Here is a 16,167-nt window from a genome sequence, read left to right on the forward strand (position 1 = left end):
CATGTACGAAGGCCCGACCCACGGCGGGCAGGTGCTGAAAATTGATACCCACGCCTGGCCGGCGGGGTTGTATTTTCTGCACAGCCGACGCGGGCAAAAAACCGCGCGCTACCAGATCCAGGTCAACCACTAGCCACCGCGCGCCCCCGCGCCCCCAAACCGGCACGCGGGTCCCGGATGCMCCAGGCATCCGGGACCCGCTTTTTTTGGGCGTGAACCCGGCAACGGGTTGCGGCTCCCCACCCACGAGCTAGGCCGGCCTGGGCGGGGGTTCCGGTTGTGCCGCCCCCGTTTGCGTACCTTCGTGGCGGCCAGGCCCGACCGCACTGCTGCCTCAACCAAGTTGGGAGCGGTTTCTGGGAGAACAGCCCACCACAACGTGCCGGCATGTGGTTGGTGGCCGCTCTGGCGGTGTCCTATACCCGGCGGCGGCCGGGTCGCTATATTATATGCTTTTGTCATGATCCGACTAGCGGTATCGTTGGCCCTACTGAGTATGGTGCTGGATAGGCAACAGCGTTATGTATAACTATCAATCAAATGAGGGGCTTAGAGGCTATCCGAATAGGGAAAGAGCATCAGCCGAAAAGACACTTGTACCACGTGATCCGGGCACAGGCAAAACGGAGCATGGCCAGGTAGTTCTCCGGTTTTTTGGCCCAGCGAATCAGCTAATGCCGGAAGCGGTTGATCCAGGAGTGGGCGCGCTCCACCACCCAGCAGCGGGCTTTCTGACTTTTCTTTTGGCCTGCGCCTCCTCACCCTGCGGCCGGATGTGGGCCGTATAACCATGCGCAGCCACGATTTCGCGCACCTGGGCATAATCGTAGCCCGCATCCAGACACAGTTCCTGCTCACCGCCCGCCGCCAAATGGGCCTGCCGGGCCGCCTCCGCTGCCGGCGGCAGACTAGTCAAGGTGCTTTCCATCAACTTCATATCGTGCCGGTTGGCCCCCTCCAGCACTAAGCCTATAGGCATGCCGCGAGCCTTCGTCAGCAGACTGCGTTTGACGCCTCCTTTGGCGCGGTCCGTGGGGTTGGGACCGGTTTTTTTCCCCGCCCAACGGCACTTTGTGCAGCGAACCGTCGAGGGCGAGCCAGTCGAAGTCGAGGCCAATCAAGTCCTCGTAGTCCTGCAAGGCCTCGTTCCAGAGGCGGGCAAACACGCCGGCCTCGACCCACTGCTGAAATCGACTGTGGGCCGTGCTTGACGAGCAAATACCGTTGGCGCTCAGCGCTTTCCATTAGCAGCCCGTACGCAGCACAAAGAAACTACCGTTCAACACTTGCCGATCCGGGATACGCTGACGGTGGCGGCCCAGCGGATGGGGTGTGGGCATGTGCACCGGCAGCAGCGGGGACAGACGCGCCCAGAGCGTGTCGGAAATCGTGAACTCTTGGATCGTAGCCATGCTCCTGAAGCACCATTTCTTCAACTCCTATCCGGCCAGGCACTTAGCTCCCAAATAATTATCATTCTAACCAGTCTGCTGGGACGTTGAGCTGACGAGAGCAGGCATACGCCCGAGAACCGCTAATACAGGAATCGTTAGCTCTTCTAATACCAGGTCATATTCTTCCATATCAACGGCCAAACAGCCGGCATACTGATCATCCAGACGGAGTGGGCGCAGATACCAGGCTTTGCCGTCCAACTCGACCCAGCCTTTGTCGGGCACAATACTTTTCAACGGAATCGTCAGTCCCCGGCTATCTGCTTTTATCACGCTTTCTTTTACCGTCCAAAGCGCATAGAACTGTTGTAGAGGGCACTGCGACTGGTTGATTTCCTGCCATTGCTCCGGCGTCATGACATCGTCGAAATGAGTAAAGTCAATCGGTCTGATTTCTTCGATATCTACCCCTAATCGTAGCTCGTTGCCCGAGGCGCACAGTATGTATTTCCCCGAGTGAGTCAGATTAAAATCTGTATTACCGACCAAGTGCGGTCGGCCATTCGGGCTACGGACAATCCGGCTAAGAGCATCGCCCGCGAAGCCAAGCGTGTGTAGTGCATGACGCACGATCAGCTTACCAAACAGATGTGCTTGCTTGTCCTGCCACCGCTGGTAGCGGGCATTCTCCCCTTGAATACTGACTGGGACCGTAGCTAAATATTTGGTAAACACCGCCTGTGGCAGCTCATCCGGCAGCCTTATAAAGGTTAGATACACAATGGGCTTTGGTCGCTCCATAATTCAAGGCCATGCTACATGATATAAAAAGACACGATCCGATACGGTCTCACCTTCCGACGGCGCGGCCTGATATAAAAAGCAACAAGGCCCCACAGCCGCAGGCCATGCGGGCCGCACGGCGTTGAGGCTGGAGACCTTGTCACTTTCAGTACCTAAAGCACCGGCAATGCGCGTATTTCTGGTTATTACTTACTGCTGTTACGCACCGATTGCGTCTGTGCTTCAGAAAATCACTTCAGCTTCTTCTGAAAAGGCCCTTTCCAAGCGATCCGCCAAGGCGGTGCGTAACAACAGTCACTTAGCTGAGCAGCATCATCTCGTAGTCGTAGAGCAGTTCCTTCTCGCCAAACAGCCTTTCGGTGATGATATTACGCTTGGCACATTCTTCCACCAGCATATTGGATTGCATGATAGGCTTAGAATCGGCGGCATACCGGATGCTGCTGATAAATTCCAACCATGGCTCTTGGCCCATAGCGTATACGTAGGCCTCCTTGGGGTGAAAAATATCGATCAGATGCATACCCTTCTCGAAGTCAGAGCCGGCCAGTCTTCGCGACTGGTCGTTATCGCGCGGCATATCTTCAGTCAGCAGCGGCCCATATAGCCAAGATAGCGGTGCCCCGTCACACTCCATGCCCAGGAACAGCACGTCAACATCCCCGATAATGCGCTGAACATGCTTGTAGAGTCGAGGCTCCATCACGCGGGAGTCGGCCACGAAGAGGAAGCTGAACTTATTGATGGCGACATGGAAGCAGATTTTGGCACGGATATTTAAATCGCTATGCTCACCGGTAAACGGCAGTCCGGTAACGGTGCAGTTCTCGAATTTAATTTCCTGGAGCTCGTCGATTTCCAGCACGTTTTTGAAGCCGATATTCTCGAAGCATAGCTTCAGGCTCGGGTCTTGCAGCGCCCCGCTATTGGTGGCCGGCACAATCAGGTGCCGGATCTTATGGCGCAACGGCAGCAGGGTCTCGAACACAATATGATCCTGGTGGTTGTGGGTGATGAGCACATAGTCAATCACGTCGGGCAGATCGAAATCGGAAAAATGCTCCACGCTCGATTCATAACCGTAGTAGCTGATCAGCGGATCTACCAAGATGCTTACATCCTTCGTCTCGATCAGGATGCAGGCATGACCTAGGTAGCGCATCCGCGCTTTAGAGCCGGTATATTTCTCATACTTAGGATGTTCTTTCTTGGTGAAGAAAGTATCGAACAGTTCCCTGTCTTTGGGCTGCACGCCCAGTAGCTCGGCCACCTCATCAATGGAGCCGGCTTCACGCTTCATGCGGCTCAGCACATCAATACCCGGGTGGTCGAAGGCAATATCCAGGTGCACCACTTCTGGGTCATCCAACTGCGGCGTGCTCAGGCAGAAGGGCCGCTCATCGTTGTTGGTCATCCACAAGGCAATGCTCTGGGAGCTTTTGGCGTAGAACTCGCTCTTGTAGAGCAGCGACTCGAAAAAGCGGTACGAAGGATTATTATTCAAGTCGTACACCAGTTCCACGTAGCCTTTGAGAATTTCCGGCACCTTGTCGTAGAAGCCTTCCAAGGAATAGCCTTTCGCCTGGGTTTTGAGCATCTTATCCAGCTCGGTTACGGCTTGGGCAAATTCAATGGCATTTGCCTGGTTCTTAATGATGTCCTGCTTCAGTTGCTTCACTTCCTCTACCCGCTTGCCACCGTAGTCCATAAACGGGCCACCCAGCATTTTGGGGTTGCGCACGGCGGCCGCGTGTATCTGCGGGGCCTGCAGGTACGAGTTCATGATTTTCAAATGCCGCCCGACTACGTTCATAGCAGCCGTGGCGGGCGAAATCAGGTGCGTCCAGGCATACCATCTGTCGACCAGTGGCCCGATAATAACGTTTGGCTTGAGGTGATACAGTTCTTGTTGCATGTCACTGTTGGTTTTAAGAATTGGGAATAAGGTTTATTCGAAGCATTCTAAATCAGCCCGCAAAGCGGCTGAAACAAGTCGGCGGTAGGTGCGTAGTCGCACAAAATTCCGGTGGACAGAATCGATACAACGCCGCAATGGGGCATAATTTAGTCTTCGAGCACGGGGCTGGCAGACTGGTAGGAAAAGAGGCCTTTGCCGGAATATAGGGCCAAGCCAGAGAGTAACCCGCCAAGCATTCCCGCAATCAGGAAAACGACGAATTTAGGCAGCGAGAATAACAACGCTACTTTTTGAAGTACCAATCCATCGTACTGAATATCATAGTATACGTTAGCACCAGTCCACACAATAAAGCCCGCTACAAATCCGACAAAAAAACTGGCTACACGCCACTCCAAATAGTTGATAACTACTCCAAACAGAAATAAGGGCATTATAAATCCCCACCAGGGTAACACATCTAGTTGGTGCGTAAGCAGCAATAGTAGCAGACTAATAGTGAGAGCCTTTAGATTATTCGTGTTTTCCATAACGACTGTATCAGCGAATTTAACAAAAACTACTTCTTAAGCGTCCAAGTACTGTTGGTATTCTGCTCAGCTTCCTGCTGGTTTAGAAACAGGTGCAGGGGATAATATTTACCCTTTTGCCAATCGCCCACAAAATTATCGTAGTTCGGGCTGCCGATGTTTCCAGACTGGCCCCCGGGATAAATTCCATATGCTTTGGGCCGGTCGCCAAGCTCCACCACCATCCGCCACGATGGCCCCCACTCAGCTGATATTGCGTTCAGTGCTTCGGGGTTGCCGGCCGAGGCAAGATCCATCTTACTGAACGCCGGAATATTGGTCATGTGCATCACATTCACCTTATTAAAATCGGCCCAGCTTTTTATACCTTCTTTGCGATATTTGGTATATTCCCGGGTGGCCACGACAAATGCCTGCGTGATGATATCGATGGCGGATTCCTTTTTTGAGGTTCCTATTTTATCAAAATATTGGCTGTTTGGCTCCTGCTTGATGAGGTCTAGCAGCACATAATCCTCCGGTGGCCGCATAAAGAAGGAGTACTGCGCCAGCTCGTCCCAAGTATAGTCGCGTACCTGCTTCCACCATAATTCGTACAACAGGGCCTGCTGGTCACCGACATCATAGGCTCCCTTCCAAGTACTGATACCGGCTAGCAGTTGCCGCTGGTTTGCCGTGAGCCGGGCTTGGTCGGTATGTTGCAGCAGTAACGGCATGACTAATTCGGCGAAAAAATTGACATTATCTAACTGCATTGCTTCCATGTCGGCAATGTCAAACGAATTTCCCTGCTGTAGCAGCTGGTGAATCCGGTTGGCCCTGGTTTCACTGAAATAGCCGTTGTAGTAATAAGGAAAGCTCGGGCTGGTAGGATGTTGATTCGCGGAAAGCACATAATTGCTGACTGGATTATGGACTTTGGGCAAACTATCGTCTTTTATATACTTCGTGTAAATATGCTTACGCTGGGTGCCATCAAGAATAAACTTACCCTGTCCATACCACTTCACTGCTACACTTCCCTGGTGGTCTACTGCAATGGTATTATCCTTGGCTATGAAAGTGAAGTTCTGCACCGGGCACCGGTAGTTGCGGATGGCATTCTCGAACTCCGGGTAATTACCAGCCTTATTGAGCTTGATAAACGCCAGAAACTCGTTCGAGGGCTGGTGCAGCTCCCATTTTAGTGCGCAATTGACCAGATCGGCATTGCTGCCATTAAATTTTTTGTCGTTTACTACCGGCCCGTGAACCGTACTGTATACCGTGTCGAGAAACGGGGCGTGTCCCCGACGCTTTATTTGCTCAACTCTGAATTTCAGATCAATCCACTGCCCGTCCAGTTCGTACTTTTTATAATCGTCGGATATCTTCAGGCGGTACCAGTCCTTTACATCATCAGCGCCATTGGTTATTCCCCAAGCAATTTTTTCATTGAACCCGATAATTACTGCTGGGGTACCCGGCAGGGAAACGCCGTAGACGTTCATGCCCGGTGCCGACAATTGCATTTCGACCCATATAGCCGGCAATGACAGGCCTAGGTGAGGGTCACTGGCCAGAATAGGAAAGCCCGATTTGGTCTTTTTGCCGGATACCGCCCAACTGTTGCTGCCTAGCTTGGGGTTGTAAGCGCTCTTGGCAACCAAGGAATTTGCCGACAGAAAAGAATACGTCAGGTAGCCCGGATTATGAGCCGGCCAAGCGTTTTGCGGTGGCCCTACCGCCGTAGCACTCATCATAGGCGACATGTGAGAATGAAATTCGGGATATAACTGTCCAAATTTTTCCTTACCCAATGCCAGGAATATTTTTGACATGAATAGGTCTTCCCCATAGCCCGAGAGGGCATTGGCCATATTTTTCAGAATCAACGCACTTTTCAGCTTAGTCCAAGGTTCCGGCGAATAGTCCAGCATCTTATATTCAAAGGGCATCGTCTTGTAATTCAGCTCGCCGATGTACGCGTTTACTCCTCTCGTGTAAGCTGTCAGCACTTGGTTGGTTTCGGGGTCTTTTTCCATCATCGTCAACGACTTTTTCGCCGCTTCTTCTATACCAAGACGTTTCTGGTTGCGGTCTATTTCCAGAAAGTCCTCTTTATCGAAAACCTCCGAAAGCCGGCCCGCTGCCACATAGCTGAGAAAATCCATTTGCCACAAGCGCAGATAGGCCGTTACATAACCTTGGGCGTAGTATAGGTCCTGGGTATTTTTAGCGTAGATGTGGGGCACCTTGCGCTCGTCGAAAAATATTGTAACCGAGTCTGAAAGATCCTGCCCGCTGATGGTAAAGCGGGTTGCATTGAGGCGCTCATTGTTGCTGTTTTGAACAGCACCCACGAAAGGCTGCATCAATTTTCCTAAAGGAAACGCGCCAAACATCTGGTTCGACAGAGCAAAAACCACAAGCACTAATGCCAGCAGCGGGAAAAGGAAATAACTGTTTATGAACTTCATTTTATTTTGTATTTCAAGCACATACATAAAAAACAACTAGCTGCACTATTTGTAGGGCTGCTGAGTATAGAAGCGCCCGATACTAGGTATCGGCAACCGCTGAAACAGGTCCTGCCGCTCGCTTCAAGACGCTCTGCCGATATTGGTCATCAAGAATAGCTGCAATTGCTACTGGGTGATCATGAATGAAGAAATGGCCGCCCGTCAGCACAGAATGCTGGAAGCCTCCCGTGGTGAAGCGGCCCCAGTTGGCAATGCTAGCGACCTGCTCTTCCCCACTACCCATCATAGCGTAGATGGGAGCCTGCACTACACAACTCTGGGCCACGGTGTTTTGCTCCGCAATCTGAAAATCCGCTCGGACTATAGGCAGAAAATAGTCTAGTAGTTCGTCGTTTTCAAACAACTCCTCAGGGACACCTCCCATTTTCCGAAGTTCATCTACAAAATCGCTGCGCCCCAGTAAGAAGCGTTGTGTAGCGACACTTGCGCCAGGCCCGGCGTTTCCGCTCACGAACACATGCGCCGGAAAGAACTTATCATTCTCTAGCATCCTGGAGACTTGCAGGGCTAAGTAAGCTCCCATGCTATGCCCATACAGTACAAAGTGAGGCGAGGTAAGCTTTGCTAATAGCTGATCGAAAATATCCTGCGCAGCAGCATCAAAATCAGTAAGTAATGCCTCCTGGGTTCTCTTACCTCTTCCCGGCAGCTCTAAGGCAAATACTTCAAACCCCTGTAATTCAGAAATCAAGAACTGGAATGAGTAGCAACTGCCACCCGCGAAATGCAACAGAAATAACTGGGGATTTTTCATCTTATCCAAGTAGATAATGAATGCCACTCACGCAGCATAAGTACGATTTGTCCACTATGATATAAATTTTTCCTCGCTCACATTCACATCTTCCTCACTCAGAATACCGTATTCCATTTTGTATAATTTATCGGCACAGCGATAGTATCTATCATCGTGGGTAATAGCAATTATGGTTACTCCTTGCTTCTTCAGGATCGGTATTATCTCGGTATAAAATTTTTTCCTGAAGTACGGATCCTGGTCGGCGGCCCACTCATCAATTACTAACACGGGCTTTTCTTCCAGCAACGCCACAATAAGCGCTAGGCGTTTACGCTGGCCGGTGGAGAGAGCCGTAGTGGAGAAGCGCAGACCGTCAATCTGTACTATTTCTTCCATTTCAAACAGATACAGGAAGTAGTTCCACTTATCCAAATCGAAATGATCAGCTACCAGTATCTCATCAAACAGATAAAAGTCGTTGAAGACAACCGAGAACACCGTTCTGTAAAAGGGATAGTTGTTATCGTCGATATTAACATCATTCAGCTTTATTTCACCGGAAGATGGCTTGCATAAGCCCAGTACAGAATGTATAAAGGTAGTTTTACCGCTACCGTTACCGCCATAAATAAAGACTGTCTCGCCTTTTACGATACTGAAATTAATCGGACCAATGCTGAATGGGGACGAAGCGCCAGCATAGTTAAATTCCAGTTCGTTAACACTGATCCCGCAAAATTCTTCCTTGCTCATATACGTTTCGGATACTGGATTACTGAAATTGGCTTCTTCCAGCTCCTTTTTCAGGTCCATCAGCCGGCCACTGGATACCTTAGCCCGCACGATATTGGGCAGTAGAACCATAATTGTTTCGATGGATCCCAGTAGATAAAGCAGGATAAAGACGTAGTTGACCGTGGCTGCGGGCTTGATACCCAACTGAATACTGAAGAACAGTAGCACGGACGAGATGAGAATATAGAACAATACCTGCCCGGTTATCTGATTGTTGAGAAAACCAGTAAAGGCGGCGGTATTGTTCGAAAACGCGGTACGGGCAATGGTGTTGATCTTATGATCGAAAATATACTTTCCTTTTTTGGGCTCCATATAAATTTCTTTGAAGCCATGCAGTACGGAATTTAGCTCATCTATAAAGCTATCTTCCAGGGAGCGGGACTGCTCGAAATACAGGTTGTTTTTTCCGGAGCCTACTAGGTAAACCGTAACGCCGAGCAAGGCAATGCCCAACGTAATCAGGAACAACGCGGGTGAAAGGGATATCAGGTAGATCAGGCAGGCCGTTGAAACGATGGAAGCCGTAACAAACTCAATCAAGCTCAAGGAAGTGTTGGTCAGCACGTTCACATCATTCACCAAGACCGAGGAGATTCTCACCTTCAGGCCGGACATCTGCTGGTAATTGGCCTGTAGCACTAGAGACAATACCTGTTTTCGAAGCTTCCAGAACAGGCTTTGCGACAAGTGAATGATGGCGAGGGCTAAGCTGCGACGCACCCAGATATACACTAGGATAGTGAAGGCGAAAGCCAGGATATATTCCTTACTAATAGTTTTCAGCTCGTTCGCGGTAAGCAGCGAAACGACCCGGGTTACCAAATTGATAAACAGGAAGCTGCAAAGACCCGACAAGAGTCCTAGGGATACGTTTTTTAGCAATCCCCACTTCCCTACTTGAAGCAGGATGATTTTCCATAGTTGTTTCATACAGTTTTGTATAATATTGAGTTTCTATTAAATTATATGTCGTTCGAGAGAAAAGATTGAACAAAGGGACGATGAAAAGGAAGGGCAGGTTTTGGCGAACGTCTCTGATTTGCACGGCTATACACAGGTTGGTACCCGTGGCCTGATGCTGATTCAGTGCCTAAAAAATTTTACCCGGATTCAATATATCATTAGGATCTAATACGTGTTTGATGCTCTTGGCCAGAGCCAGATGGTCTGCTGAGAACTGATTTTTCATAAATTCCTTCTGCAGCATACCGATACCATGCTCGCCCGATATAGCGCCGCCATTGGCAATAGCATAGGCGTAAATGCTGTTCACGGCCTGCGCAGCATTTGCGCCAGCCTCAGTATCCAAATCTTGGTCAAGCATTACCATCGTGTGAAGGTTGCCATCAAGAGCATGGCCGAAATAGGCTACTGCCAACTGGTAGCGAGCCGTTATTTCTTCTACCTTAGCCAGGTATGGATAAAGCAGCGACAAGGGGATCGAAATATCAATATCCCGGTAGGTCCTTCCCCCGCTCGACAACGCGGCCCCAATACTGAAGCGCAGTTTCCACAGACGCTCCTTTTCCAGTGTGGTAGTACCGACCAAAATCGGTTCAGCAGCGTATTTTTCCAGCACACCGCCGACCGTTTCCATAGCGTGCAGCAGCGCATTTTCAGTATCCTCCTGCAGCCCAACTAACAAATGGGCTTCTATACCCTGCTTTACCAGTGGCAGAGGACCACTCAGATAAGCCGCCGTAATTCGTAGCGCCTCCGGCCCTACCATCTCTACCGCTGCGGGAGTAAAGCCCGACTGCCTGATGGCCAGCACGGCTTTACAGGCGTCCTCTATCGTGGTAAACCCGGCCAAGAGCGTCACTTCGTGCGCAGGCCGGCGAATCAGGCGGTATACAACCTTGGTGATGATACCCAGTACGCCCTCACTGCCCACGAATAGCTGCGTCAGGTTCAGACCGGTGGCATTTTTCGGTACATTAGCTCCCGTCCAGATAATGGCCCCGGTAGGCAGTACCACCTCCAGATTTAGCACGTATTGTGCCGTGGTACCATACCGGCACGAGTGGATACTACCCGCATTTTCGGCCACGTTGCCCCCGATAAAGGAATAAGCTTTGCTGCTGGGCTGCACCGGAAAGTACAACCCTTGCTGCTCGACCCGCTCGCACAGCGCAGCCGTCACTACGCCTGATTCGGCAATGACATAGCTACTGAGTTCATCGATGTGGATGATTCTATTCAGCCGCTCGAGCGACACGACTACGCCCCCTTTAATTGGTAGCGCTCCACCGGTCACGCCACTGCCCCCACCCCGGGGAGTAATAGGAATCCGCAGCTCATTGCATATCTTAACAATGGATGACACTTCCTCCGCATTACCGGGCTTCACTAGAATATCAAAACCAAAATGGAGACCCAGCGTCTCATCCTGCCCGTAGGTATACAGGATGTCGGTATCAGTCAAAACGTGAGTACTCCCGCAGATATCGGACAGCAAATCAACAGCCTGCTGCCAAAAGCTGACAGAGCGACTAGAATCCCTCATGGCTGATCGTGAGATTTATAAACGTACTATTCCTGACACATTCCCTACTGGCAAGCCTTTCGTTGTTTTGAAAACAATGCATGCTTCAGCAGAAGGCAATTACAAAATTCAGCGAACCTCTTATACTATAATATTTCTGCCCAACTAGAGAACCGACAGAGCCTGGCGGGCTGCTGCGGTTTATAATGCGACAAATATTGTGAAAATATATTGGAATGGCGCTACTTGCCGCCTCGACTCATTTCATCTTCGGTAGCCGTGCTCTGCCGTACCCTCTTCACTTCGCCGCTTCCGAAGCGGTAGGAGCAGTTGAGGCTCACTATGCGGGTATCACGAACTGACGACCAGGTTTCCTGCATACCCTTAAACGTAGTGACACCGCGCGGATATGAGGTCCAGAACAGATCGTTCACGTTCAGCGTCAACGAGCCCCGATCTTTCAGAATTTTTTTCTGCACGCCGAAGCTGAAATTAAACTGGGGTTTAAGGACGGTGAAAGCCTCCTGGCTGCGGTGGGTATACAACACGTTCATCTCCATCGACAGCCCGTCAATCACCTGTAAGCTGTTGTTAGAATTGACCTGAAAGGAAGGCAGCCCGTTGTTGATGCTATAGCCATTGGTATTGCCCGCATAGCGTCCATAATAGCCTAGTAGGCTGGAGTTAGTAGTCCACCAAGGCGTAAGCACCTTCGAGTACACCAAGTTCAGGCTGTAGTAGTGCAGGCGGTCTAGGTTTACGGGCATCAGAACCGTAGTTTTTGAGTCGCCCTTAAGAATCAGGGTTTCGGTGATTACGCCCCGGGTGAGGCTATATCCGAACGTGGCGAAAAAGCTGTTTTGCAAGGAATAGGTCAACTCCGTATTATAGGTGAGCTGCGGGCGCAGTTCGGGGTTACCCTGAGCAAACGACGTGGCATCAATCAGACTACGAAAAGGATTCATCTGGTGGTAGGCTGGGCGGTCGATACGCCGGCCCGCCGTGGCGTTCAGGCTATGATTCTCGCTAAGGCGGTACTCGTAGAAAGCGGATGGAAACAGTTGGATATAATTGCGACGGAATTCCTGCCCGGAAAGCCGCTGTTCACCATGGGCGGCCGTGTGCTCGGTGCGCAGCCCGAGTTGGAAGGAGGAGTGCCGGTACTCTTTCTTCAAATTCGCATACGCGGCATTGATGTTTTCCGAGTAGAGAAAATGGTTGCTTCTGAGCGCGTCGAAGACCTGACTGCCACCTACATACCCAAAAAACTGGTTGTTGTTGTCGTTCAACACGTAGCTCGATTTCCAACCGGCTTCCAGGGTCGCCGAATCCGGCAGGGCCTGCGTGTAGTCGGCCTTCGATACGTATATCTTAAACTTGCCGTTCTGGTCGCCGCGCAGCCGGCTCCGCTCGAAGGGCGTTCCATATTCCGCGTTGAGGATAGTAAGAAAAGCCTGGTCTGACGTATTGGTATAATCGACGTACTCGATTTCCGCCGTCAGGGCCTTGCCGAGAGTATCGAACTGATGCGTCAACTGCATATTACCGGAATAAATACGCAGCTTGTCTTCCACATCGTTCGTAAAATCGTAACTACCAACTTTGCTGTTACGATTTAGAATGGTGGTATGGCTAACCGACGGGGAAGTCAGCAGGCTAATCACGCCCGACCCCAGCACAGACACCGTCGTGCGCTTGGACAGGTATAAATCCACGCCGACGCGGGGCGTATGGGTGTTAAAGAGCGAGGTTTGATCTGTATTGGTTATAAACGTGGTATCCAGCGCCCCCTGTACGAAGAATTTCCTGGTCAGCCGCAGATCATTGAAGTCTTTCCGGCGCGAGTAGGCATAGTTCACGGAGAGGTTGTACCATTTGTCTTTCACATTGAGCCCGATGCCGCTATTGAGCTTGGCGTAGCGCCCCTGCCGGTAACCCAGGTTCGCGGTGCCGTTGATACCCTGTTTAGTGTTTTTTTTCGTGACAATATTGATGACGCCCGTGTTGCCGGCAGCATCATACTTGGCAGAAGGATTCGTGATAATCTCAACTTTCTGCACATTAGCAGACGACATTCCCCGGAACATATTGGCCAGATCCTGCCCCGAGAGCATGGTAGGCCGCCCATCAATGGATACAATGAGCCCCTGCCGGCCTTTGATGCTGATGGAGCCATCCTGGCCCACCTGTACGCCGGGCAGCTTTTCCATTACTTCCATCACCGAGGAGCCCGCCTGCACTAGGCTGTTTTCAATGTTGACGATGGTACGGTCTGCTTCCCTTTCGATAAAAGGTTTCTGGCCTGTGACGACTACCTCTTTGAGCGACTGAGCCAAGGGCAACAGCTGCAGTATACCCACGTCCAGCAACCTATCGGCGGCCTGCACAAGAATATTAGGCTTGACCAACACCGCATATCCTAGCATTCTGACCTCCAGAAAATAACTTCCTTCTTTTATCTGCTCAAACAGGAAAGCCCCCTGCTCATTGCTGGTTTCGCCCTTGAAAAGGCTGCTGTCGGCGGTACTTCTCAGCAAAATAGTAGCCCCTGGCACAGAGGATCTCTCATCAGTCAGATAACCCTTAATGGTCTTGTCATTTGGCGTCTGAGCCTGCAAAGCAGTTCCGCTCAGGAGGAATAGCAAAAGAATGTATATTTTTTTCATAATGAAGGACTTGGGTGAAAGAATTTATAGTGTAAGAAGCCTAACACCAGCACTGCTCGGGGTAAGCGGCAGACCTGACACTTTTAGAGTCTTGCCCTTCGCCTACCAGCAGCCAAGTGCTTGACTACTAGCATGCGAAGAGATTGACTAACCTCTTTGCCCACTAATATATTGTTGATAGTCGACGTGCGAGATGAGGCGTTACGCCTTATTCAGGAACATGCTGCTCTTGAGCTTTAGGCGGCGCAAGGGCCAACAATACTTGGCGGAGCTGCGGCAGATTGGCCTCCGACAGTGCCTGCCAGTGGTTGCCCACCAGGAAATTGTGTGTTGTACCGCCGGCCGTGTATTCGCTCCACTCTTCCATTTGGGTACGGAATGGCGTGTCCTGGGCTTCGAGAGCCCAGATCGGACTTTTGATGCGGCCCTGCTGCTGATACTTATGCAGTATCCGGTAATTGTTGGCCAAAAAGCCGTGCAGTCGCTTTTCATCAGCATCGTGGCCGGGCAACATTGCCCTGTACTGGTCGAGCAGCCATTGGATTTCCTGCGGTTCAGCGGTCTTATCTACTGACTGCTGGTTCACTTGGCTATCCACAAGTACAAGGTCGATTGAGTTGAATTTCGACTCCAATATTTTCACCATTTCAAAGGCAATCGGAGCACCCATGGAGTAAGCCAGCAGCACAAAGTCGTCCTGCTGCTGGTGCTGGATGATTTGTTGGCTCAGCTCCTGCGCCGCCGTTTCCACAGAGGAGTAGAGAGGCTCACCTTGCTCCAAACCGCTGTATTGCAGGCCATAACAATTGTACTCCCCGTTTAGCATATCCGCTAGTTGTTTATATAAAATAGAATTACCCAATATAGGAGGAATTAAATATATATTGTTCGCGCTAGTCGTATCCCTGTTCAGCCTAATAATTCGGGAGCTTTCGGCTTTTTGCTGTAGCAATGCTTCGATGGTCGGACGGTTGTAGATATCCTGAATTCGGATGCCCAATTCCGGCTCACGGCTATTGATAGCCTGCAGCAGCCGTAGCGCTTTCAGACTGTGTCCTCCCAACTCAAAGAAGTTATCCGTTATCCCAATATTCTCCTGACCAAGGATACTTTGCCAGATGGCAGCCATTTTCTCTTCCGCTACATTTCGGGCCGGCACATGTACTATGGTCGGCTGGGCTGAATGGTGGTGATACGCCGGCAATTTAGACCGGTCGGTTTTACCATTGGGTGTCAGTGGCAGCTCGGGCAGTTGTACGAAGTAGCCCGGCACCATGTAGGCGGGCAGCCTGCCAGCCAGCCAGCTGCGCACATCAGCCACCGCAACCGGCTGGCCGCTCACGATATAGGCCACCAAGTCTTTCTCGCCGCTGGCATTTGGCGTGGCTACGGCCACACAGGCAACAATGGCCGGATAGCTATTCAGAGCACTTTCGATTTCGCCCAGTTCGATGCGATAGCCGCGCACCTTTACTTGGTAATCCTTGCGGCCCACATACTCGATAGTACCATCAGGTAGCCAGCGGCCCAGGTCACCGGTGCGGTACAGTTTTTCACCTTTTATGAAGGGATTCTCCACAAAATTTTCAGCCGTTAATTCCTCCTTATTCAGGTATCCTCTTGCCAGGCCGGCCCCTCCGATACAGATTTCACCGATTATGCCCAACGGCATCAACTCCCCGCTGGCCGACAACACGTACACCTGGGTATTGGCAATGGGCTTACCGATGGTGATAAGGCCAGTTTGGGGAGTTATTTGCTGAATCAGGGACCAAACTGTGGTTTCAGTGGGACCATACATATTCCACAGCTCACCACAGCGCTTCAACAATTCCGAACTCAGCTCTTTGCTCAGGGCCTCGCCCCCACACAAAGCCTTGAGCTGCGCACTGCCGGCCCAGCCGCTGCTGATCAGCATATTCCACAGACTCGGGGTAGCCTGCACGATGGTAGGGTGCTGCTGGTTGATTATGGCCTGTAAACGATATGGATCATGCTGCGCCTCCTGCTCAACCAGCAGTACGGCCGCGCCATTTACCAACGGCAGGAAAATCTCTGTTACCGCTATGTCAAACGAAATTGTCGTTACGGCCATCACAATATCGTCCTCCGTAATGCCGGGGGCCAGCTTCATGCTGTGCAGGAAGTTGCACACCGAGGAATGCTGCAACATGCATCCTTTGGGGTTTCCGGTGGAGCCGGAGGTATAGATGACGTAGGCCAGATCGGTGGCGTGGTTCACCAGCACGGGGTTCTGCTCGCTGTACTGCCCGGCCTGCTCATCAAAAACGGTCAACGCCGCCTCATCCAG

9 protein-coding genes and 1 pseudogene are annotated in these 16,167 nt (G+C 51.2%); all 10 read right to left on the minus strand.

Going from position 1 to position 16,167, the window contains the following annotated elements:
- Positions 1 to 578: 578 nt before the first annotated feature.
- Positions 579 to 1,412: pseudogene (locus D0T11_RS20335) on the minus strand (IS5 family transposase).
- 66 nt (positions 1,413 to 1,478) lie between these two features.
- On the minus strand, positions 1,479 to 2,195 hold the full coding sequence (locus D0T11_RS20340) for a 4'-phosphopantetheinyl transferase family protein (RefSeq protein ID WP_119657650.1): 717 nt from the start codon (positions 2,193 to 2,195) through the stop codon (positions 1,479 to 1,481).
- Positions 2,196 to 2,496: 301 nt separating this feature from the next.
- The gene (locus D0T11_RS20345; protein WP_119657651.1) at positions 2,497 to 4,113 is read right to left on the minus strand and encodes an MBL fold metallo-hydrolase; all 1,617 of its coding nucleotides are present in this window, start codon (positions 4,111 to 4,113) and stop codon (positions 2,497 to 2,499) included.
- A gap of 149 nt (positions 4,114 to 4,262) precedes the next feature.
- The gene (locus tag D0T11_RS20350; protein ID WP_147374758.1) at positions 4,263 to 4,550 is read right to left on the minus strand and encodes a hypothetical protein; all 288 of its coding nucleotides are present in this window, start codon (positions 4,548 to 4,550) and stop codon (positions 4,263 to 4,265) included.
- Between the two features lie 125 nt (positions 4,551 to 4,675).
- Complete coding sequence (locus D0T11_RS20355) at positions 4,676 to 7,126, minus strand: penicillin acylase family protein (protein ID WP_182888520.1); 2,451 nt, start codon at positions 7,124 to 7,126, stop codon at positions 4,676 to 4,678.
- Between the two features lie 61 nt (positions 7,127 to 7,187).
- Entirely contained in the window at positions 7,188 to 7,922 is a 735-nt protein-coding gene (locus D0T11_RS20360; protein ID WP_147374759.1) for a thioesterase II family protein, read from the minus strand.
- 54 nt (positions 7,923 to 7,976) lie between these two features.
- Positions 7,977 to 9,635 carry a cyclic peptide export ABC transporter gene (locus D0T11_RS20365; protein WP_119657655.1) on the minus strand — a complete coding sequence of 553 codons (1,659 nt, stop codon included), beginning with the start codon at positions 9,633 to 9,635 and terminating at the stop codon, positions 7,977 to 7,979.
- A 160-nt stretch (positions 9,636 to 9,795) separates the two neighbouring features.
- Complete coding sequence (locus tag D0T11_RS20370) at positions 9,796 to 11,130, minus strand: FAD-binding oxidoreductase (RefSeq protein ID WP_182888521.1); 1,335 nt, start codon at positions 11,128 to 11,130, stop codon at positions 9,796 to 9,798.
- Positions 11,131 to 11,432: 302 nt separating this feature from the next.
- Positions 11,433 to 13,856 carry an outer membrane beta-barrel protein gene (locus D0T11_RS20375; protein ID WP_119657657.1) on the minus strand — a complete coding sequence of 808 codons (2,424 nt, stop codon included), beginning with the start codon at positions 13,854 to 13,856 and terminating at the stop codon, positions 11,433 to 11,435.
- A 208-nt stretch (positions 13,857 to 14,064) separates the two neighbouring features.
- Positions 14,065 to 16,167 (minus strand): amino acid adenylation domain-containing protein (locus D0T11_RS20380; protein WP_147374760.1); only part of this gene is annotated, 2,103 nt, incomplete at its 5' end.

This window comes from Hymenobacter rubripertinctus (assembly GCF_003583925.1).
GTDB classification, from domain to species: domain Bacteria; phylum Bacteroidota; class Bacteroidia; order Cytophagales; family Hymenobacteraceae; genus Hymenobacter; species Hymenobacter rubripertinctus.

Excerpts from the sequence above, each read along its gene's own strand:
- D0T11_RS20360 (WP_147374759.1), bottom strand. The coding sequence starts at position 7,922 with ATGAAAAATCCCCAGTTATTTCTGTTGCATTTCGCGGGTGGCAGTTGC.
- D0T11_RS20340 (WP_119657650.1), bottom strand. The coding sequence starts at position 2,195 with ATGGAGCGACCAAAGCCCATTGTGTATCTAACCTTTATAAGGCTGCCG.
- D0T11_RS20345 (WP_119657651.1), bottom strand. The coding sequence starts at position 4,113 with ATGCAACAAGAACTGTATCACCTCAAGCCAAACGTTATTATCGGGCCA.
- D0T11_RS20350 (WP_147374758.1), bottom strand. The coding sequence starts at position 4,550 with ATGCCCTTATTTCTGTTTGGAGTAGTTATCAACTATTTGGAGTGGCGT.
- D0T11_RS20375 (WP_119657657.1), bottom strand. The coding sequence starts at position 13,856 with ATGAAAAAAATATACATTCTTTTGCTATTCCTCCTGAGCGGAACTGCT.
- D0T11_RS20365 (WP_119657655.1), bottom strand. The coding sequence starts at position 9,635 with ATGAAACAACTATGGAAAATCATCCTGCTTCAAGTAGGGAAGTGGGGA.